The organism is Eggerthella sp. 1_3_56FAA, assembly GCF_000185625.1.
GTDB lineage: Bacteria > Actinomycetota > Coriobacteriia > Coriobacteriales > Eggerthellaceae > Eggerthella > Eggerthella lenta.
Genome location: NZ_GL622580.1, coordinates 245,227 through 266,219, shown reverse-complemented (window position 1 = coordinate 266,219; position 20,993 = coordinate 245,227). Strand labels below are relative to the sequence as shown.

At 62.2% G+C, this 20,993-nt stretch carries 17 protein-coding genes and 1 tRNA gene; 12 read left to right on the top strand and 6 right to left on the bottom strand.

The window, feature by feature from the left end:
- Positions 1 to 38: 38 nt before the first annotated feature.
- The 12 genes from HMPREF1023_RS06560 (at position 39) to HMPREF1023_RS06505 (ending at position 13,882) form a co-directional block, all read left to right on the top strand.
- Positions 39 to 1,727: a DUF3365 domain-containing protein gene (locus tag HMPREF1023_RS06560; RefSeq protein ID WP_009305407.1), complete on the top strand. Its 1,689-nt coding sequence runs from the start codon at positions 39 to 41 to the stop codon at positions 1,725 to 1,727.
- Entirely contained in the window at positions 1,720 to 2,433 is a 714-nt protein-coding gene (locus tag HMPREF1023_RS06555) for a response regulator transcription factor (protein ID WP_009305406.1), read from the top strand. The genes HMPREF1023_RS06560 and HMPREF1023_RS06555 overlap by 8 nt, the downstream gene beginning before the upstream one ends.
- 125 nt (positions 2,434 to 2,558) lie before the next feature.
- Positions 2,559 to 3,149 carry a type IV toxin-antitoxin system AbiEi family antitoxin domain-containing protein gene (locus HMPREF1023_RS06550; RefSeq protein ID WP_035578674.1) on the top strand — a complete coding sequence of 197 codons (591 nt, stop codon included), beginning with the start codon at positions 2,559 to 2,561 and terminating at the stop codon, positions 3,147 to 3,149.
- Positions 3,118 to 4,068: a nucleotidyl transferase AbiEii/AbiGii toxin family protein gene (locus HMPREF1023_RS06545; protein WP_009305405.1), complete on the top strand. Its 951-nt coding sequence runs from the start codon at positions 3,118 to 3,120 to the stop codon at positions 4,066 to 4,068. The genes HMPREF1023_RS06550 and HMPREF1023_RS06545 overlap by 32 nt, the downstream gene beginning before the upstream one ends.
- A 122-nt stretch (positions 4,069 to 4,190) precedes the next feature.
- On the top strand, positions 4,191 to 6,785 hold the full coding sequence (locus HMPREF1023_RS06540) for a molybdopterin-dependent oxidoreductase (RefSeq protein WP_229040901.1): 2,595 nt from the start codon (positions 4,191 to 4,193) through the stop codon (positions 6,783 to 6,785).
- Between the two features lie 12 nt (positions 6,786 to 6,797).
- The gene (locus HMPREF1023_RS06535) at positions 6,798 to 7,460 is read left to right on the top strand and encodes a 4Fe-4S dicluster domain-containing protein (RefSeq protein WP_009608419.1); all 663 of its coding nucleotides are present in this window, start codon (positions 6,798 to 6,800) and stop codon (positions 7,458 to 7,460) included.
- Between the two features lie 130 nt (positions 7,461 to 7,590).
- Positions 7,591 to 8,265 (top strand): molecular chaperone, encoded by a 675-nt coding sequence (locus tag HMPREF1023_RS06530; protein ID WP_009305402.1) that lies wholly within the window; start codon positions 7,591 to 7,593, stop codon positions 8,263 to 8,265.
- Positions 8,262 to 8,972, top strand: coding sequence for a ferric reductase-like transmembrane domain-containing protein (locus HMPREF1023_RS06525; RefSeq protein WP_009305401.1), 711 nt, complete (start codon positions 8,262 to 8,264; stop codon positions 8,970 to 8,972). Before HMPREF1023_RS06530 ends, HMPREF1023_RS06525 begins: the two co-directional genes overlap by 4 nt.
- Positions 8,973 to 9,425: 453 nt before the next feature.
- Positions 9,426 to 9,995: a QueT transporter family protein gene (locus HMPREF1023_RS06520; RefSeq protein ID WP_009305400.1), complete on the top strand. Its 570-nt coding sequence runs from the start codon at positions 9,426 to 9,428 to the stop codon at positions 9,993 to 9,995.
- A gap of 166 nt (positions 9,996 to 10,161) precedes the next feature.
- Positions 10,162 to 11,469: a glycosyltransferase family 2 protein gene (locus HMPREF1023_RS06515; protein ID WP_009305399.1), complete on the top strand. Its 1,308-nt coding sequence runs from the start codon at positions 10,162 to 10,164 to the stop codon at positions 11,467 to 11,469.
- 122 nt (positions 11,470 to 11,591) lie between these two features.
- Entirely contained in the window at positions 11,592 to 12,515 is a 924-nt protein-coding gene (locus HMPREF1023_RS06510; protein ID WP_009305398.1) for a sulfite exporter TauE/SafE family protein, read from the top strand.
- A gap of 50 nt (positions 12,516 to 12,565) precedes the next feature.
- The gene (locus HMPREF1023_RS06505; RefSeq protein WP_009305397.1) at positions 12,566 to 13,882 is read left to right on the top strand and encodes a histidine kinase; all 1,317 of its coding nucleotides are present in this window, start codon (positions 12,566 to 12,568) and stop codon (positions 13,880 to 13,882) included.
- 70 nt (positions 13,883 to 13,952) lie between these two features.
- Here HMPREF1023_RS06505 and HMPREF1023_RS06500 read toward each other — a convergent pair.
- From HMPREF1023_RS06500 to HMPREF1023_RS06475, 6 genes are all read right to left on the bottom strand, one after another.
- A tRNA-Arg gene (locus tag HMPREF1023_RS06500) sits at positions 13,953 to 14,028 on the bottom strand.
- A 106-nt stretch (positions 14,029 to 14,134) separates the two neighbouring features.
- The gene (pknB, locus tag HMPREF1023_RS06495; RefSeq protein ID WP_009305396.1) at positions 14,135 to 16,126 is read right to left on the bottom strand and encodes a Stk1 family PASTA domain-containing Ser/Thr kinase; all 1,992 of its coding nucleotides are present in this window, start codon (positions 16,124 to 16,126) and stop codon (positions 14,135 to 14,137) included.
- Positions 16,127 to 16,213: 87 nt separating this feature from the next.
- The gene (locus tag HMPREF1023_RS06490; RefSeq protein ID WP_009305395.1) at positions 16,214 to 18,988 is read right to left on the bottom strand and encodes an FtsW/RodA/SpoVE family cell cycle protein; all 2,775 of its coding nucleotides are present in this window, start codon (positions 18,986 to 18,988) and stop codon (positions 16,214 to 16,216) included.
- The gene (locus HMPREF1023_RS06485) at positions 18,985 to 20,172 is read right to left on the bottom strand and encodes a Stp1/IreP family PP2C-type Ser/Thr phosphatase (protein WP_009305394.1); all 1,188 of its coding nucleotides are present in this window, start codon (positions 20,170 to 20,172) and stop codon (positions 18,985 to 18,987) included. The genes HMPREF1023_RS06490 and HMPREF1023_RS06485 overlap by 4 nt, the downstream gene beginning before the upstream one ends.
- Positions 20,172 to 20,585, bottom strand: coding sequence for an FHA domain-containing protein (locus HMPREF1023_RS06480; protein WP_009305393.1), 414 nt, complete (start codon positions 20,583 to 20,585; stop codon positions 20,172 to 20,174). The genes HMPREF1023_RS06485 and HMPREF1023_RS06480 overlap by 1 nt, the downstream gene beginning before the upstream one ends.
- A 21-nt stretch (positions 20,586 to 20,606) precedes the next feature.
- On the bottom strand, positions 20,607 to 20,993 hold a 387-nt coding region (locus tag HMPREF1023_RS06475), incomplete at its 5' end, for an FHA domain-containing protein (RefSeq protein WP_156788371.1).

Genomic DNA, 20,993 nt, shown 5'->3' with positions numbered 1-20,993 from the left:
CGCTGCGAATTTTTCCGAACGCAGCGTAGGGGGCGCTCATGGGGAAGCATGCTTTCAGTCTGAAGACCATCTATCTTACCGCTCTGACGGCGGTGTTCGCCGTGTCGTTTTTCGCGTTCGTCGCGTTCGATTTGTACTCGCAGCAGCGGCAGACCGAGCAGGCCATGCTGGAGGAGGCGCGCACGTTCGCGCGCGAGATGGACGCGGTGTGGCAGTTCATGGACAACTCCCAAAGCATCATCAACAATTCGTCCAGCGGCGGCTACGAGTTCAAGGGCCTGCACTGCTCGGTGGTGGGCAAAAGCGTCGGCCGGCTGTTCTCGGCGGGCAGCGACTACCACATCCGGTACACGAACTTCGATCCGCGCAGCGAGCAGGACATTCCCGACGAGTTCGAGACGAAGGCGCTCGAGGCGTTCAACGCCGATCGTTCGGTGACCGAATACTACGGCGTGGCCCCGTTCGACGGCGAGGATCGGTTCCGCTACCTTCAAGCGCTCGAAGTGGACGACAGCTGCCTTGAATGCCACGGCGAGCCGGTCGGCGAGCTCGACATCACCGACCACGCGAAGGAAGGTTGGACGCTCGAGTCGGTCGGCGGGGCCATCAGCATCGTGATCCCCCTCGATCAGCAGCAGGCGGCCATGCGCGGCAACGTCATCCGAGACATGGCGTACTTCCTGCTGATCACCGTGTTCATCGGCCTGGTCATCTTGGTGGTGACCACCGTGTTCGTGCTGCGGCCGTTGGGCGGCATGCACGCGGCGTTCGGCGAGCTGAAACAGGGACGCTTGGGCGCGTCCGTCAGCCAGCGCTTCGCCGCGAAGGAAGTGAGGAGCCTCATCGCCGGCTTCAACGACATGGCGGGCGAGCTGCGGGGCATGTACGAGCATCTGGAATCGCAGGTGCAGGAGCGTACGGTGGACCTGCGCGAGGCGAACGCCCTGCTGGAACGCCAGCGCGACAAGCTGGAGCAGCTGAACGCCGACCTGGCGCAGGAGACGCAGTTCAAGTCCGACCTGCTAAGCATGGTGAACCACGAGCTGCGCACGCCGCTGACGTCCATCATCACGTTCGCGCAGATATCGCGCGAGGCGTGCGACCCGGCCAACGAGCACGACCGTCGCTCGTGGGAGGAGATCGAGAAGAACAGCCGCATCCTGCTCAACATGATCAACAACATGCTGGACATCGCGCGTTCGGATGCGGGCGGCATGCGCGCCACCTGCGAGCCGATGGATTTGGGCGACGTGGCGGCATCGGTGAAGGGCACCATGGCTCCGCTGGCACGCAAGTACGAGGTGTCGTTCAGCACGAAGGTGGCGTCGGACGTGCCCTTGGTCAACGGCGACTACGAGAAGACGACGCGCATGCTGGAGAACCTGGCCAGCAACGCCATCAAGTTCACGCCCGACGGCGGCTCCATCGAGCTGCGCGTGGCGTACGACGCCGAGGCGCGCGTGGTGACGTTGTCGATGGTGGACGACGGCATCGGCATCGCGCCCGAGGACCAGGCGCGCATCTTCGAGCGGTTCGTGCAGGTGGACAGCACGTCCACGCGCAAATACAACGGCAGCGGCCTCGGTTTGGCACTGGTGCGCGAATACGGCGACATGCAAGGGTTCGCCGTGTCGGTGGAAAGCGAGCTCGGTCGCGGCAGCAGGTTCGTCATCACGATTCCCGCGAGCGCGATCGTGGGCGAGATAGAGGGGGAGGACGATGTATAAGGTCATGGTCATCGACGACGAGGACAACCTGCGGCAAGCGCTCGAGCAGCTGCTGGTGTCGAACGGCTACGCGTTCTGCGGCGCGAGGGATGCGGAAAGCGGGCTGGAGCTGCTGGCCAGCGAGCATCCCGATTTGCTGCTGCTGGACGTGATGCTGCCGGGCACGAACGGCTTCGATCTCTGCGCGCGCATCCGCGAGCAGGGCCGCCGCATCCCGGTGATCTTCCTGTCTGCGAAGTGCGACATCGTGGACAAGAGCATCGGCTTCCGCGCCGGCGGCGACGACTACGTGACGAAGCCGTTCGATTCCACCGAGCTGCTGCTGCGCATCGAGGCGAACATCCGCCGCCACAAGGACACCATCGATTTCGCCCGCTGCCGCAACCGCGAGGGCGTGGCGCGTATCGGCGAGCTGGAGGTGCGGTTCGGCGAATACGAGGTGCGCGTGAAGGGGCGCCCGGTGGCGCTGACCACGAAGGAGTTCGAGATCGTGGCGTTTCTGGCGGCGCATCCGGGCAAGGTGTTCACGCGCAGCCAGATCCAGGAGTACATCTGGGGCGAGTCGGATGCCGACTGCAAGCCCACGAACAACATCACCGTGTTCGTCCGCAAGATTCGCGAGAAGATCGAGGAGAACCCCTCGGAGCCCAAGTACCTGCTCACCGTCCAGCGGGTAGGCTACAAGATGGCCGACACCTTGGAGTGAGAGCCGCTGCCGCGGCTTCGGCTTCCGCGGAGCAACAAGCTTGCAAAAAAGTGAACACCGTGTTTACTTTTTGCGCAGCCTAGTTTTGGTTTGTCAAAATATTCACACCGTGTTAATATTTTGACATGAATGAAGTTGTATTCGACATAGATCGTCTTCGCGAAGTGGCTCTAGACCAATACGGGTTCGTGACGACTGCTCAAGCGGAAGAAGCAGGGGTAAGCGCGCCTTCTCTGGCCATGCTTGTAAAAAGAGGAAGGCTCGAGCGCGTCGTTCGCAGCGTCTATCGCGTTCCCCAAGTACCTCCGGCGAGTTTCGATAGGTTCATGTTGGCGCTCTTATGGACGGGGTGCGACGAAGCTGCGCTCAGCCATGAAACGGCGCTCGATGCGTACGATGTTTGCGATGTGAATCCCACTTCGATACATGTAGTAGTTGATGGCGGGCGCCGGATTCGTAGGAAGGGCGGCGAGGGTTATGCGATCCATTATGAAACGGTGGACGCGAAACAAGTTGGTTGGTGGGAAGGGATGCGCTGCGTGAAGCTGGCTACTGCGATCGAGCAGTGCGCGGCTACCGGAACGCCGCGCTACTTGTTGGAGCAGGCTGTCGAAAACGGCAGGAAAAGGGGGCTGCTGGGAAAAAGGGAGGCCGAGCGGTTCGAAGCGATGGTAGGGGGAGCTGATGAGCAAGAACAAAGAGGAGAGCCTTCATGAGCTGATGGCCGGCATGAAGCCCCGAGGCAAAGAGCCCAGAAACGCTGGTGTTCTAGACTCATGGATCGATCATGCCGAAGCTGATTTCGGTATTGCTGCGAGTGGAAGGGTGAGATGGCTCATCGCTTCGACGGTTATAACCGCCATGCTTCAACAAGTGGTCGATGATGACAATGCGTGCAGGTTCTCGCTGAAGGGCGGCACGCTTCTCCAGCACGTGTTCGGCCTCGCTTCAAGAGCCACTAAAGATATCGACGGGATAGTCCGTGGGGATTTGGACGAATTCTTGGAACTAATGGACGAGCAGTTCGTTAGCAGAAATTGGGGGCCGTTCGAGTTCGCTCGTTCGGAGATTGAGCAGATTAGGGTGCCAGGCAAAAGCATCTGCCCGCGCAGGTTCGTCGTAACCGTTTCTCTGAGGAACAAAACCTGGCGCAAGATTAAAGTGGAAGTGTCTCCTGATGAAGGCATGGCGGGTTCAGCCCAGGAGCCTTTCGCCGCGCCGTCGCTTGAGGGTTTTGGCATACCTACTCCGGAAAAGCTTGTCGGTATGGCCATGTGCTATCAAGCGGCTCAAAAAATTCATGCGGCAACCGATCCTCATGACCCTGACAAGGGGTATAGAAACAATCGACCGAGAGACCTGGTCGACCTCGTGCTGATCAAGCAGCTTTCCGATTCGACAGGGCATCCCTCTAAGTCGGATATCAAGCGTGCCGTCATCGACATTTTCGAAGCCCGTGCGAAAGAAGCGGTGAAGGCCGATCGTGAACCGAGGGTATGGCCTACGAAGGTCGTTGTCTATCCACATTGGGCTAACGATTACCTTGCGGCTGCTCAGGCCGTTGACTTGAGGATGAGCGCTGAAGAGGCGGCGGAGGTCGTCAATGCCTGGTTGCTCGAGCTGGATGGCGCTTGATCGCTGTAATGCCTCGAACAGCTCTTTGACCAGCGGCGTTAATACGTGGTTAAGAATTTTTTAACGCAAAACTTATTTCCGATTTATCGCAATATCCTTCGGCGCTCCGTAAAGTGAAACTCATGAAAGGCCAGGGGAACGAGGCTTTTCACCCCGCCCTTCGCAGAACGCGATCCCCTCCCCGCTATCTGCGAAGGGCGAGCATCGGAAGGCCTTGCGGCCGAGGAGTGAAAAAGAGAGGAGCACACATGGCTGAACAAGCAACGCATGGGTTCACCCGCAGGAGCTTCATCAAGGGTGCGGCGGCGCTGACGGCGACAGGCGCGCTGGTAGGCTGCAGCCCCCAAACCCAGAACCTGGAAAAAGCCGAACCGCAAAAGGGAGCCCCCGAGACGCAAATCTTCTCCGGTGCCTGCCGCTCCCAATGCGGCCAGGGCTGCTATCTGGATGTCCATGTTCGCGACGGGCAGGTCGTCCGCACCACGGCGGGCCATTTCGAGGACGGCCCGGAATTCGACCGCATCTGCCCCAAGGGGCTCTCGCAGCCTGCGCGCGTATACAGCTCTGAGCGTCTGCAATATCCCATGCGTCGCGTCGGCGAACGTGGCGCGGGAGAGTTCGAGCGTATCACCTGGGACGAGGCCATCTCCGAAATCACCGATAAGTGGAAGCAGTACATTGACGAGTTTGGTCCCACGTCCATTGCGTTCTTCCTGGGTAGTGGCAACACCGCCGAACTTGGCGGAGGAGCCCCGGAAGGCTCCGTCATGGCGCGTCTGCTCAATGTCATGGGGGCGAGCCGTGTTCTGCCGGACCGCGATATCGCCACGCCCATGTCTTGGACCTACATGTTCGGCCCCGGCTCGGCCGGAAACCGTGCTTCGGACGTTCCCAACGCTGACCATCATGTGATCTGGGGTGGTGACACTGCGGTGTCGGACAAGCAGCGCACGCATTTTTATCTCGAGGCCCGCGATGCCGGCTCCGAGCTCGTAGTCATCGACATCGCCTACCGCACCATGGCTTCGAAAGCCGACTGGTTCGTTCCCGTTCATCCTGCGACCGACGGCGCGCTTGCTCTGGGAGTCGTGCGCGAGATTCTCGAACAGAGCTGGGAAGCGACGGACTTCCTGCGAGATCATACCGAAGCGCCGTTCCTCATCAAAGAAGACGGCATGTTCCTGCGCATGAGCGATTTGGGGGTAGAACCTACTACGACCACCAACGCGCAAGGCCAAGAAGAGAAGGTCGATCCGTGCGTTGTGTGGGACGAAGAAGCCGGCGAGGCCGTTGCTCACAGCGAAGCCAAGAAGCCTGCTATGGGCGACGTTCCCGAGATTGCCGGGCATGCCGTGAAAACGGAGATGGAGATGATCCGAGAAGCCGTCGCGCCGTGGACTTTGGAACATACCTCGGAAGTGACCGGCGTGAGCGCTGACGACATCAAACATCTCGCTCATCTGTACACGCAAGAAGGCAACGTGCAGACGGATATGAAATTCGGCCTCAATCATTACAACAACGGCATCTACAGCTCGAAGTGCGTTAACACGCTCCTTCTGGTCGCCGGCCAGATGGGCAAGCCGGGTTCGGGCCTGTACACGGGTGAGCCGAATTTCGGAGAAGGCAACGTGCAAGCCTGCCTCCAGCTGCCGAGCACGACAGGCGAGGTACCTCAAGGAGTGGGTGCCATAATCAACTGGAGCGACTTCTTCAATGTCGTATCGAGCGGTCAAAAGCTTGGCGAGCCGTTCCCCGTCAAGGCTTTCTACGCTTCGTGCACCAACATCGTCTCAAACCAGACGGAGCAGAACGAGACCATCGAGCTTATGAAGGCGCTCGAGTTCATCGTTATCCAAGACATGACCATGAACGACACTTCTCTATACGCTGACATCCTGCTGCCTGCGTGCCATTGGTTCGAAACCGAGGACCTGCGTGTGCGCTATTACGGCAACCCCTATCTGCTGTGGAACCAGAAAGCCATCGAGCCTTTGTACGAGAGCAAGCCCGACTTCGAGATTTACAAGCTGTTGGCCGAGGGCATGGGCTATGGCGACTTCTTCCAGTTCACTGCTGACGAATACCTGAACACCTGCCTCTCAACGCCCTTCGGCAAGGAGAACGGAATCACCATCGACAAGGTGCGCGAGAAGAACTACCTGCGCTGCGACACCGAGCCGGCTGTCGCTTTCGAAGGCGGTATCTTCAAGACGGCATCGAAGCGGGCCATGTTCTATCGTGAAGCTCCTAAGCCTGATTACAACATGGGTCAAGAGGTTGATCTTGAGAAGGAGAAGTTCTCCTGCTACTGGGAGCCGGCGCGCGAGGCAGATCTCGGCAATCCCATACGCGAGCAGTTCCCCTTCACCATTTGCTGCGAGCATATGCGCACGCGCACGCACACGCAATGGTACGACGTGGATTATATGAAAGAGTTTGAAGCGCAGCCGGTGTGCCGCATCAATCCCGAAGATGCCGCCGAGCTTGGCATTGAAGAGGGCGATGAGATTCGCCTTTACAACGATCGCGGATCCGTCACCTTGCTCGCCGTGCTCAACGCGGGGCAGCAGCGCAAGTCGCTCCATTGCCCTCGCAGCTTCCTGACGCGTGAGCATATAGATGGCGATCTCGCACGTACCACGTTCAATGATTACAACCAGGCTTGCAGGAACCAGTCGTACTTCGACTGCGCCGTGGCCATCGAAAAGCTCTAGGAGGTTGGGAATATGACTCGATACGGAATGGCTATTGATCTTCGTCGCTGCATTGGCTGCCAAGCTTGTGCGACTGCTTGCAAGTTTGCGAATAACCTTCCGAAAGACCTCTCGTACAATGTGGTGTACACCAAGGCGGACGATGACTGGAACACGCTGGGGACGGCAGTGGTGCGCGGGGCTCTCGCAAACGACAACGCGGGTGGCACGTTCCCCAATTGCACGTTGAACTTCCTTCCGATGCAGTGCCAGCATTGCGAGAAGCCTGCGTGCCTCGATGTGTGTCCGACGGGCGCTACCGCCAAGGACGAGGAGACGGGCATCGTTTCGGTGGACAGCGAGCTGTGCATCGGGTGTGAGTCGTGCATCAAGGCGTGCCCGTACGAGGGCGTGCGCACGCTGATCAAGAGCCCCGAGTACTACCTCGACGTCGTGGTGGGCGAGTACGATGCCCCGCCGCATAAGGGTGGCACGGTGGAGAAGTGCACGTTCTGCAAGAACCTCATCGACCGCGGCGACGTGCCCGCCTGCATGCAGCTGTGCCCGGGCCGCGCGCGCTACTGGGGCGACCTAGACGATCCCGAGTCGGACGTGTCGAAGGCCATCGAGGGACGCGAGACGATGTTCCTCAACGAGGAAGCCGGCACGAAACCGAGCGTATACTACTTGCAGTAAATAAGGCGCTGACGGCCTAAAGGGGATCGCCCCCTTTAGGCTCCGGCGCACGGGGCATCTTCGCTCCAAAAACACGCCTCACGCGCTGTGGCGTGTTTTTGGGGCGAAGATGTCGGAACAAGGGGGACTTATGGGGCGAGAAGAAGCGGTGAAGCGGGCGGTGGGGAAGGCCGATGCGTTCGAGTTGTTGTCGTGCGCGTTCGCGTATCCCGATGAGCGCCTGGCGCAAGGGCTGGTCGACGGGTCGTTCGCCGACGATGCCCGGGCATGCCTGCTCGATGCGGGCGCCGACCCGGCGGCGGCGGATTCGACGGCTGAAGCGCTTGCTGCTTGGCGCGATGCGTCGGCGGCCGATCTGTTGGCCGATATGCGCATCGTGTACTCGCGCCTGTACCTGGCACCCGGCGGCCACACCCCCATCTTCCCGTACGAAAGCGCGTTTCTGCACGTGGAGCGGGGGATGAAAGGCGTTCCCGCGCTGTTCCGCACGCCGGTGACGCTGGATGTAGAGCGCTTGATGCGCGAGGCGGGCGTGGTGGCGAAGAATGCGCGCAAAGAGCCGTGCGATAGCGTGTTCGAGGAGTTCGAATTCCTGTCGTATCTGTACGCGAAGCTCGCCGATGCTCTGAACTGCGACGATGCCGAAGCTGTCGCTGCTTGGACCGAGCGCATTCAGACGTTTGAGCGCGAGCATGCGCAAGCGTGGCTCCCTGCGTTCATGCAGCGCACGCAGGAGCTTGCGGCCGAGAAGCCCTATTGCGCGTTCGCGGCGCTGGCGTTGACGGTGATGGAGGTGCACTCATGACGCTCATCTTGGTTCTTGCGGGCGCTGTGGCATTCGCGTTCGCATGCAAGCGGCCCATCAAGTCGTGTCCGTTGGCGTTCTACGCCCTGGCTGCCACGCTTGACGTGCTGTTCGTGGTCGGCTCGTTCGCGGGACTACCGCCGATGCTGTACGACGCGCTGTTCCTGCTGTTGCACAAGTGCACGCTGGCTACCGCGCTGTTCGCCGTCGTGATGTACATCGGGGTGTTCGCGCGCGACTCGCGCGTGGCGACGTACCTGCGTCCCATCCGCGCCGAGCTGTCCATCATGGCGTGGCTGCTGTCGCTGGGCCACATGGCCATCTACCTCTCCTCGTACGCGGCCAACCTCTCGACGGGGCTGCCGCAAACCAATGTCGCCGTGGCGCTTGCGCTTGCGTTGGCGCTGTTCGCGCTGCTGGTCGTGCTGGGGGTGACGTCGTTCAACGTGGTGAAGAAGCGCATGAAGAAGGAGACGTGGAAGCGCGTGCAGCTGCTGGCGTATCCCTTCTGGGGCCTCGTGTACGTGCATCTGCTGCTCATGCTGGTGCCCTCCGCCCTGCGCGGCGGCGCTCCTGCGCAGATGGCCGTCGCCGTGTACTCGGTGGTGTTCGTAGGCTACGCCGTCCTTCGCATCCGCCGCGCCGCGGTCGACCGCCGCAAGGAGGAGTCCGGGCGCGTAGGCGATGCCGTGCAGAATCCAGCGTGATGCACGCTCCGCGTGCTTCTACGCACAAAAAGCGCCGATGTGTGATTTCGCCGACCGTTCGCTTGCGATAGGCTTCTGCGCGATAATGTGAAGCGCCAGGTCAGAGCATCGTGCATAATCGAAGGCCTGAAAGCTGCACCCTTGGGCGCGCTTTCGGGCCTTCTTGTTATCGAACGTCGCGGGTTTTTGTGCAAAAAGCGCTTCATGGCGTGCATAGCAAGCAGGGCGGTTCGTCCCCGTGTTCGATGCTTGCGACATGCGGCGCCCCTCGTGCTTTTACCGTGCGCCCTCGGCCGCGCCTCTGCTATACTTCCTTTCGGCCTTTGCCGGTTGCGAAACTCACGCTCGCATCCGTCGACGGCTCCGCGTTTGCATCGTTGGGCCCTGCACTCGCGGATTACTAGCTGCCCAAAGCCCGCGGCACCGCGCCGCGCGGAGAACAGGAGCATATCCATGAACAAGAAGACGACGTACGTCGCCCAAGCGGGCATGATCGCGGCCGTGTACGCGGCTGCCACCCTCATCACGCTTTTGGCGCTGCAAGGACTGGCTTGGGGGCCGGTGCAGTTCCGCATCTCCGAGGCGGTGTGCGTGCTGGCAGTGCTTACGCCGGCGGCCGTGCCCGGCCTCACTGTCGGGTGCATCATCGCGAACCTTATGGCGCTCGCCATCAACGGAACGGGGGCGCTGGGCATGCTGGACGTGGTGTTCGGCAGCCTGGCCACGTTCCTTGGCGCGCTGTGGTGTTGGAAAATGCGCGAGCGTCCGAAGCTGGCGCTGCTGGGCCCCGTGATCGCGAACGCGCTCATCGTGCCTGCGTATCTACCCCTTCTGCTGCAAGGCCTGGGCTACTACACCATCCCGTTCACGTCTATCGCGCTCGACGGGCTGTACCTGCCCATGTACCTGTTCGGCGTGGTGGCCACCGGTCTCGGCGAAGCCCTGGTCATCTACGTGTTGGGGCTTCCGCTGCTCTCCGCGCTCAAGCGCTTCGACGTGGTGAAGAAGGCAGTAGCCCGCTAGCGGGAAAGCAGGCGCGGAACGCGTGAGCCGCGCCTGCTTTCTTTTAATATATGACCAAATAGCTCGCCTTCACTGATTCGATGAATTGACAAGGCTGCGGGGCGTATATCGCTACAATATGGGGTTGGGCCGAGCCCTCGCAGTTGTACCCGAGTGAAGGACGTGCATGAACCCCGTTATTGTGATCCCCACTTTCGTGTCCGCGCGTCGCCGCAAAGAAGGCGGCAGCGTGCTCACGACCTACGATCACGCGACTCCCATCTCGCAACCCGGCGAGCTCCCGCGTTTGCTTGCGTCGTTGCAGAAGGTGCGCGGCGCCGGCCAGATCATCGTGCTCGTGGTCAGCGAGCCGTCGATCGAGAACCAGGCGGCCGAGAAGGTTCAAAGCGTTGTCTCGCGCTTTCCCTCGCTGAACACCGTGGTCATCGGCGCTCCCGAGCTGGCACTTATCCAGCAGCGCATGGAGCAGCTGGGTTTGGGCAAGCTGCAGAAGGAGATCGGCCTGTCCGGCTACGGTGCGGTGCGCAACCTGGGTCTGGTGATGGCCGACGTGCTGGGCTTCGACTCGGTGGTGTTCCTCGACGACGACGAAGTGGTGGATGACGCCGACTTCCTGCAGAAGGCCATGTACGGCCTGGGCAAGCTCACGAAGAAGGGCATTCCCATCCTGGCCAAGACCGGCTTCTACTTCAATTCCGAAGGCTCCTACCTGTCGAAGAGCCAGGACAAGTGGTACAACCATTTCTGGCAGCAGGGAAAGGCCTTCAACAAATGGATCTCGAAGGCCATGCGCGGCCCTCGTCTTTCCCGATCGAACCATACGTGCGGCGGCTGCCTTGCTTTGCATAAAGAGGCGTTCAAGCGTCTGTCGTTCGATCCTTGGATCGCGCGCGGCGAAGATCTCGATTACATGCTTGACCTGCGTATGTACGGTTCGGACATCTGGTTCGACAATCAGTGGAGCCTGCGCCACCTTCCTCCCGAAACCGAGAGCGAGGGCACGCGCTTCCGTCAGGATATCTTCCGATGGCTCTACGAATACCGGAAGATGGAGTACAGCCGCACGCAGATCGACCTTTTGCAGGTGAAGCCGTCTTCGCTGGAGCCGTATCCGGGCCCGTTCCTTGAGCCAGGCATCACGAAGCGCATTCGTTTGACCGCCTTTCTGAGGAGCTTGGCGCGCCCCGACAAGAAGGCGTACCGGAAAGCGGCGAAGGCGGCCACCGGCGAAGCGACGACGTATGCCCAGCGCAACTGCTCGAAGTACTTCGAGTTCCAGTTCGTGTGGCCGGAGCTGATGGCGCGCATGGAGAACGATCAGATCCTGCGTACGGCGCTTATGCAGTCGGCCGCGCAGCGCCAGGCCAGCGCCGGCAACGGAGCCGATCGACTTGCTTCGGCGCAGGCGGCCATCGCGGCGGCCGGCATCGATCCGGGTGTGACGAGCGAGATTCGCCTGAACGTCGCGGAATAAATAAGCACGCTCGGCAACGTTTGCATGACGGAGCCTCCACGGGGCGCAGTCTAAGCTGTACGATGGCGTGCAGTTGAGCGGCTCGCGTGTTGAGAGATCGGGAAAGGATCGGGCGTCAAACTATGGATGTGCTCGCTATGTTCGTGCTGCCGGCTATTGCCGGCGTGGCTATCGGAATTTTGTCCGGATTGCTGGGCATCGGAGGCGGCACGGTCATGGTTCCCATCTTCCGTTTGGCGTTCGGCATGAGCCCCGTCGTTTCCACGGCCACGTCGCTGTTCGCCATTATTCCCACGTCCATATCGGGCGCGGCATCCCATATACGCCATAAAACGTGCATCGTGTCGCTTGGCGTGGCGGCAGGCCTCGGCGGAGCGCTCACCTCGCCTTTGGGCGTGTGGCTTGCGCAGATTTCGCCCGCCTGGATGATTATGGTGGCTGCGGCGCTCATCATCGGCTGGTCGGCGGTGAAAATGCTGGGCAAGGCCTTCAAGATGCGCTCGCAGAACCGCACGCAACAGCATGCAGCGTCGAGCAGCACGATCGAGCCGGACGAAGCCGCCATCGAGCGTGTAGGCGACGCTGCGGCGAACGACGACGCGATTGACGATCCGACGAAGGTGAGCGCACAGGCTGGCGCTGCCGTCGACCCTGTGCCGCGCAAACTCACGCGCAAGCAGCTGCTCATCGGCGCAGGGATCGGCCTGGGCGCGGGCGTGGCATCCGGCTACGTCGGCGTGGGCGGCGGGTTCATCATGGTGCCCCTCATGCTGTCTCTTATCGGCATCGAGATGCGCCAGGCGTCCGGCACGTCGCTGATCGCCGTGATGATCCTCGCCATTCCCGGCGTCGTCGAGCAGGCGTTGCTGGGAAACATCAATTACGCGGCGGGCATTGCCATCGCCGTGGGCTCTATTCCCGGCGCGGTCATCGGCGCGCGTCTTGTGCGGGTGGTTCCCGAGCTCGCATTGCGCTTCGTCTTCGGCTTCTTCCTGATTGTGGCCGCCGTCATACTTGTTCTCAACGAATTCGGTATACTGGGCTGATGGGCTCAAGCGCGCTGCTTGGGCAGGGTTGAGCAACGCGGGGAGGTACCATGCAGGAAGAGACCAGGGAGTCGAAATCGGCGCTGCCGCGCTTCTTCACGCTCGAGATGTTCATGTTCACGGTGACGGCGCTTTCGGGTCTTGTGTTGCTGTGGTCCATCGCGGTGCCGTATCGCAATGTGGCAATCATGGTATGCGCAGGCGTGGTGTTCACGCTGTCCATAGTGGTGGTCATCCGTCTCATCATGGATCCCGATTCGGTGCGCGCTCGTCAGTCTGACTCCATGTTGAAGCTGGCTAGCCAAACGCTGACCTGCATGAACGACGGCATGGATTACAAGGCCGCGCAGAAGATCTGCGGGTTGCTGCTGCCGTCCACCGCGGCTATCGCCGTGGCTATCACCGACAAAAAGCAGATTTTGGGATACGCAGGCTTCGAGGAAGCTCAGAACCTGCCGGGCAGCATCATCCGCACCCACGCGACCCATGCCACGCTCGCCGACGGCAAGTTGCGCATCCTGTTCACGCCCGAAGATATCGGCTTCCCCAGCGAGTCGTCGAATATCAAGGCGGCCATCATCGTGCCGCTTGCCGTAGGCCGCAACGTCGAGGGCACGCTCAAGTTCTACTATCGCCGAGCGAAGCACATCAGCGAGACGCAGAAGTCCATCGCCGAAGGGTTCGGCAAACTGCTGTCCACGCAGATGGCGGCATCGGCGCTGGAAGAGCAGACGCAGTTGGCCACGCGCATGGAGCTGAAGATGCTCCAAAGCCAGATCAATCCGCACTTCTTGTTCAATACCATCAACACCATCGCCTCACTCATTCGCACCGACCCCGAAACGGCGCGCAAGTTGCTGCGCGAATTCGCCGTGTTCTATCGCCGAACGCTTGAAGACTCCGCCGATCTGATCGTGTTCGCGCGTGAGATGGAGCAAACGAAGCGGTACTTCACGTTCGAAGTGGCGCGTTTCGGTGCCGACCGCGTGGAGATGGAGATGCGGATCGATCCTCGTGTGGAAGACATGCTGGTGCCGCCTTTTTTGCTGCAACCGCTCGTGGAGAACGCTGTACGCCACGCCATGCCGAGCGAGGGGAAGTTGACTATCGAGGTGACGGGCGAGGTCACGGGCAACGACGTGATTGTGCGCGTGTGCGACAACGGCGTGGGTATGACCGAAGAGGCGCGCTGCAACATTCTTCATCCCGAATCGTCGCTCGGCCTCGGCATCGCGGTGAAGAACGTGCACGATCGAATCTGCGGCTACTTCGGTCCCGGTACGCATATGGAAGTGGAAAGCGAGCTCGGCAAGGGAACCTGCGTGATCCTCGTATTGAAGGAAGGGGCTCTGCGCGAGTACCAGTAGGAGGAGGGCGGAACGCGCTTCCGGCTTGCAAGAAGAAACGGCGCCCGAGAGGCGCCGTTTTGCGATCAGATGGTGCCCCCGGCGCGATTCGAACGCGCGGCACCCGCTTTAGGAGAGCGGTGCTCTGTCCCCTGAGCTACGGAGGCGCGTTTGATATTGTAGCATTAATCGTCCGGCTTGCCCCGAGCTTGCAGGACGCCTTGCAGGACGCATAAAAAAAGCGATGCGCCCGAAGACGCATCGCGGAGATTCCTAGTTCTTGTTGGTGTCGTCGGTTGGCTTGGGATCCGGCGTGGGGGATGGCGTAACTGCCTGGAAGGTCACGTTCACGTTGACGTTCGCCTTCACATTCGAGATGGTGAAGGTGCCGCCTGACTTCGGCACGTCGTCCAAGCCGCTGGCCGATGCTACTTCGTAGCCGCTATCGGGCGTGATGGTGATGGTGACGCTGTCGCCCTCGGTTACCGACGAAGCGCTGGCCGAGATCTTGCCGCCTCCATTCGCGTTGACCGCGACGGAGAACGTCTTCTTCTCGGGCCCCTTGCTCAGCGTTAGCGCCACCAAGCCGTCCTTTTGCAGCTTCGAGCCTGCTGCGGGTGTTTGGGCGAGCACCGTGCCTTCCGGCTGGTCGCTGGCCTCGTAGGTGTAGTTGTCGGTATCCACGATCAGGCCTGCGTTATTCAGCGTGGTCACGGCGTTTCCGCGCGACATGCCCACCACGTTGGGAACCTCGATGCCTTCGGAGCCTAGCGACAGGTAGTACGTGACCACGGTGTCCTTGGCTACGTTCTCGCCTGCTGCGATGTCCTGGCGCGCCACGTGGTCTTTCTCGACGGTGTCGGAGTACTCGGCGGCTCCCTTTGCGTACTTCAGCCCGCTGGCCGTGAGCGCTTTCTGCGCTTGATCGGCAGTCATGCCCGTCAGATCGGGCACGGTGATCTCTTGCACGCCCTTCGACACGGTGAGGTTGATCTTAGTGCCCTTGGCCTGCTTGCTGTCGCCCTTCGGATCCTGGCTGATCACCTTGCCGGATTCGACCTTGTCGTCGAACGACTCCTCCACCTTCCCCAGCTCGAAACCGGCTCCTTCGATGGCGGCTGTGGCCTGATCCACCGTCTGGCCTACCACGCTGGGAACGGCGACCTTGTCTTTGTCGTTCCCGCTGCCCGACATGAGGGCGAACGCGATGCCGCCTACCACGGCAAGAGCCGCGATGATGCCGATGACGATGGCGATGGTCTTCTTGTTGTTCTTCTTCCCGCTGGTGTTGTTCGCGTTGTAGGAGCGCTGCGCCGCGGTGGGGGATGCGGGGCTGACGCCGCCCATCGCGGGCATGACGGCCGTGCCGTCGGCCACGCCGACGGGGGGCACCACGCCGCCCATGACCACGGTCTCGGCGCTGGTGAAGCCTTCGCCCAGGTTGACGGGCCGTCCGGCCAGGTAGTCGTTCAGCGCGAGGCGCATGTCCTTCGCGGTGGCGAAGCGGTCGGCCGGGTTCTTCGCGATGGCCTTCATGATGATGGCCTCGAGCGCGGGATCGATATCGGGGTTGATCTCGCGCGGCGGCACGGGCAGGTCGTTGACCTGCTTCATGGCCACGCTCACGGCATCGGGTCCGTCGAACGGCAAGCGTCCCGTGGCCGACTCGTACAGCACGATGCCCAGCGAGTAGATGTCGCTGGTGGCGGTGAGGTCCTTGCCCTGCGCCTGCTCGGGGGAGATGTAGTGAGCCGTGCCCAGCACCGAGGAGGTTTGGGTCATGACGGAATTCTTCGCGCGCGCGATGCCGAAGTCCATGACCTTCACGTTGCCGTCGGGCTGCACCATGATGTTCTGCGGCTTGATGTCGCGGTGGATGATGTCCAGTCCGTGCGCCACGGAAAGCGCCTGGCATACCTGCGAGCCGATCTCGGCGACTTTGCGCTGGTTGATGGCGCCGCGCTCGATGATGGCGGTTTTAAGGTCGGACCCGCGCACGAACTCCATGACGATGTAATAGGTGCCCTCGTCCTGACCCCAATCGTACACGTTCACGATGTAGGGGCTCTGGAGGTTGGCTGCAGCGGCGGCTTCCTGCTTGAAGCGCTGCGTGAAGTTCGGGTCGGCGGCGTATTGGGGCAGCATGACCTTCACGGCGACCAGACGGCCAAGCACGTTGTCCTGCGCCCGGTACACCTCTGCCATACCGCCGATGCCGATGCGCTCGGTTATCTGGTAGCGGTTGTTGAATACCCTGCCTATCATGTTTCCGGTCACGTTTTAGCTCCTTTAGGTTACATGCTGGGCTGTATACTTCTTCCAGACAGTATACGGGCCATCAGCATACCTTATCTACAAAAGTCCCTGAACTTCCAAAGCTGTTTTCAATACATTCTGCGCTTTAGCGGTTCCCACTCCCTCTTCGCCGTCCTCGATGACGATGGCCACCACGACGCGCGGATCCTCGGCCGGCGCCATGCCCACGAACCAGCTGTCGTTGCCGTTCTCCTTCTCGGCGGTGCCGGTTTTGCCGGCTACGTCGATGCCGGGGATGGCGGCCGCGGTGCCGGTGCCGTTCTGCACGACGCCCAGCAGCACGTCGCGCACGCGTCCGGCCGTGGTCTTGCTGACGGCTTGCATCAGTTTCGTCGGAGAGGCCGAGAAGCTGCGTTCGCCGTTGGCGTTGTTCACGCTGTCGACGAGGTAGGGCTGCATGATGACGCCGTCGTTGGCGATGGCTGTGCCCACCATGGCCATCTCGAGCACGGTGGCCTGGGGGCCGGCCGGGCTCTCGCGGCCGGGGCGCGTGGTGTCTCCCACCGGCTCGCCGGCGGCTGCCCATGCCAGCTCCCAGGGACTCTTTTGCAGGTCCTCGGCCGAGGGCATGAGTGATTCGGGCGTGTACAGCGGGAAGTCGATCTCCTTGTTGAAGCCGAAGCTCTCGGCTCCGGCGACCAGCTTGTCAGCGCCCATCTCTACGCCTAGCTGGCCGAACACCGTGTTCGACGAAAGCTCGGTTGCTTGGGCCAAGGTGAGGCTGCCGTAGTTCGCTTTGTTGAAGTTAGAGACGGTTGCGTTGCCGATCTCCATGGTGCCGGGCGAGGAGAACACCGTGTCCTCGTCGGCCACGTCGTCCTCGAGCGCGGTGGCCAGCGTGACGATCTTGAACGTGGAGCCCGGTGCGTACAGCGATCCTGCCGCGCGATCGACGAGGGTGCTGTCGTCAGGGTTCGCGTTCGCCTGCTCGATGACCGCCGCGAAGTCGGCCGCGTTGTATGTGGGAGCCGAGGCCATGGCCAGGATGGCGCCTGTGTCGGGATCCATCACCACGCACGCGCCCTTGCGTCCGGCAAGCGCATCCTGCGCGGCTTGCTGGATCTTCGAGTTGAGGGTGAGCGTCACGTCGTTTCCCGCGGTGCCGATGCCGGCGAACGAGTTCAGCACGTCGGTCCACGATGCGAAGTTCTCTTCGCCTTTCAGCGTGTCGTTGTACGCCTTCTCGATGCCGGAGTTGCCGAACTGAGGCGACGAGTAGCCTACCACGTGGCTGGCCAAGTCGCCCGCCGGGTACTCTCGCTCGTAGGTGCCGTCTTCCTCCTTCACGCTGCGCGCTAACACCACGCCGTCGTACGTGGCGATGGTGCCGCGCTCCGAGCGCGCTTCTTTCGCAAGCGTATGGTTGTTTCCCGGCATGTTCTGGTAATAGTCGGCCTGCACCACCATGATGAGCGTGAGGTTCGCTACCAGCAGCGCGAACAGGGCGGAGCACAAGAGCATGCTGTGGTTCAGGCGCTTGCCCAGCGACACGCGGCCCAGTACGCTGTTGGCGTGCAGCGAGGTGGTGGCGCTGGCCATCTCCTGACCCACGCCCGTGCCCTCGTCGCCGCAGCGCAGCAGGAAGCCTACGATGATGAAGCTGGCCAAAAGCGACGAGCCGCCCTGGCTGATGAAGGGCAGGGTAAGACCCGTCAGCGGGATGAGCCTGGTCACGCCGCCTACGATGATGAACGCCTGCAGCACGATCATGGACGTGAGACCCACGGCCACAAACGAGCTGACGTCGCTCTTCGCGCGCGCCGCCGTCACGAAGCCGCGCACGGCGAAGCACAGGAACAGCAGCAGCACGCCGGCCGCGCCCAGAAGGCCGATCTCTTCTGCGATGGCCGCGAAGATGAAGTCGCTCTCAACGACGGGGATCTGTTCGGCCAGGCCGCGCCCGATGCCGACGCCGAACAAGTCGCCGTCGGCGATGGAGTAGATGGCCTGCGTCAGCTGGTAGCCCGTGTTCTGCGCATCGGCGAAGGGGTCGAGCCAGGTGTTCACGCGCACCTGCACGTGGCCGAAGGCCATGAACGCGCCGATGCCGCCGATGGCGATGAGACCCAAACCGATGACCAGGTAGAACTTCTTTCCCGTAGCCACGTACAGCATGACCAGGAACACGAAGAAGAACACGAGCGCGCTGCCCAGATCCTTCTCGAACACGACGATGACCAGCGCGATGCCCCACATCAGCAGCAGCGGCAGCAACGTTCGGATGTCGGGAAGCCTGAACGGGCCCACGCGCCAGGTGAACACCGACAGCATCTCGCGGTTCTGCGCGAGGTAGCCCGCCAGGAACAGCACGATCACGATCTTGGCGATCTCGCCCGGTTGGAAGGAGTAGCTGCCGATATGCAGCCAGATGCGGCTGCCGTAAATCTCCTGGCCGAGGCCCGGAACCAGCGGCGACAGCAGCAGCAGGAAGCCCACGATCATGAGCGTGTACTTGTAGTTCGCCACCTTGTCGAGGTTGCGCACGAACACCAGCACCAGCACCATGCACGCTACGCCCACGAACAACCACATCACCTGGCCGACGGCCAGGTTGGGCGCCAGGCTGGTGACGAACGCGATGCCGATTCCGGACAGCGCGAACGAGAGGGGCAGCAGGGCCGGGTCGGCGTTGGCGGCGAACTTGCGCACGGCGAGGTGCGCGATGACGAAGGCCACGAAGATGGCCGCCGGCACGCCGAGGGTGGTCATGTCGAGCGATTGCCCCTGGTTGATGGCGATCATGGCGAACAGCAGCGCCACCACGGGCGCCGCCACCAGCAGCAGGACGAGTTCTACATTGCGGCGCGTCACGCGGCACCGCCGTTCTTAGCGTCCGACGCATCCTTCGCGTCCGCGTTTCGGCCGCTTTCGGCGTTGCCGCCTTCCGCCTGGTTCTTGGAGCGTGCGGCGATCTCGTCCTCGTACTCCTTCACGAGAGCATCGGCCGCTTCCATGTCGTCCACGCGAATGCCCTCGTTCAGCCGGTTAGCCACGCCTGGTTGCAGATCGGCCACCGTCACGTCGGTGGTGCGTTCCAGGTGCGAGAACGACAGCCCCAGCACCGAGCCGGGAACCCCCCGATAAACGGCCACCTTGCCGTTGTCGTTTGCCAGATAAGCGGCGGTGTTCAGGTAGGTTTGCGTGCCCCAGGCGGCTCCGGCGACGATGGCCGCGAACAGCACCAGCACCAGCGCAATGGACAGCTTGGTCTTGCGCGCAAGCTTCTTACGGCGCACTTCGGCGTAGCCGGTCACGTCGGCCACGATGACGGTGACGTTGTCGTGGCCGCCCGCCGCGATAGCCTCGTTCACCAGCTGCGACGCGCAGCGCTGCGGGTCTTGCACGCGGCGCAGGGTATTCTCGATCTGGTCGTCGAAGATCATGCCCGACAGGCCGTCGGAGCAGATGAGCAGGCGGTCGCCGGTTTCGACGTTGATCTCGTAGATGTCGGGGTGGAGGTGCGCGTCGCTGCCCAGCGCGCGCGTGATCACCGAACGCTGCGGATGCGTGCGCGCCTCTTCGGGCGTGAGCTGCCCGGCCTCGATCATGTCGGCCATCAGGCTGTGGTCGCGCGTGAGCTGCTGGAGCTTGCCCTGGTGCAGCAGGTACGCGCGCGAGTCGCCTACCTGGGCGATGACCAGTCGCTCGCCTTCCAGCATGGCCGCGGTCATGGTGGTTCCCATGCCTTGGCGGCCGCGCCCTTCGCGCGCTGCTTGGATGACGGCGCGGTTCGCCTCCTCGATGGCGCGGCCGAGCGCTTCCCCGTCAGGATGTTCGGGGGCAAGTTCGGACAGCACGCGCACGGCTATCTCGGACGCCACTTCGCCTGCGGCGTGGCCGCCCATGCCGTCGGCGACGGCGAACAGGGGCGGCGTGACCACGAGGCTGTCCTCGTTGTGATCGCGAAGGCAGCCGATGTCGGTGCGGCTGCCGAACGAGGTGAGCGCCCCCTTGCGGGTGCGCGGAGTGGATTTGTACGAACGATCGGCGGCCATTAGGCGAACCTCACGCGAATGGCCACGTCGCCCACGTTCACGACGTCGTTGTTCCGAAGAGCGGTAGGCTCGGTGATGGGCTGGCCGTTCACGCCCGTGCCGTTCGTGGATCCCAGGTCCTCAACGAACAGGTTCTGCCCCATAAGCTGGAAACGCGCATGGCGGCCGGACACGTATCCGGCACCCACCACGATGTCGGCTCCGGGGCTGCGGCCCACGATGACGGGCCCGCGAACGACGATGGATACGCCGCGCAGCTCCTTCGGCCCCTTCTCCACCGAGAGGTTCCAGGTGCGTTCCTTCTTGCGCTGGCCGCGCACCAGCCCGATGCCCGTTTTCATAATTGCGAACAGGAACAGGTACAGTAGCGCGACGAACAGGAGGCGTACGATAAGAAGTACGACGTCGATCACGGGTTATCCTTCCGTTTCCGCTCAGGCTTGGGTGAACATGAAGTTCGTCATGCCGATAGTGATGCGGTCGCCTTCGGAGAGCGGCTGGGTGGCAACCTCGCGGCCGTTCACCAGGGTGCCGTTCGTGGAGCCGAGGTCGGTGATAGTCCATACGCCTTGCGGTTCGAAGCGCAGCTCGGCGTGCGTGCGCGATGCGTTCACGTCGTGCACGGCAATGTCGTTCTTCGACTCGCGGCCGATGAGCAGGCGCGCCGACGCCAGGTCGTACGCGCGGTTGTTCGTGGTGTCGATGAGGCGGGCGCGCACCGCGGCCTGCGCGGGCATGGGGGTCGCCGCTTGCTGCCCGCCGGCGAACACGACGGTTTCGGCGGCCATGCGCGGCTGGGCCTGCGGTTGCGGCTGCGGGGC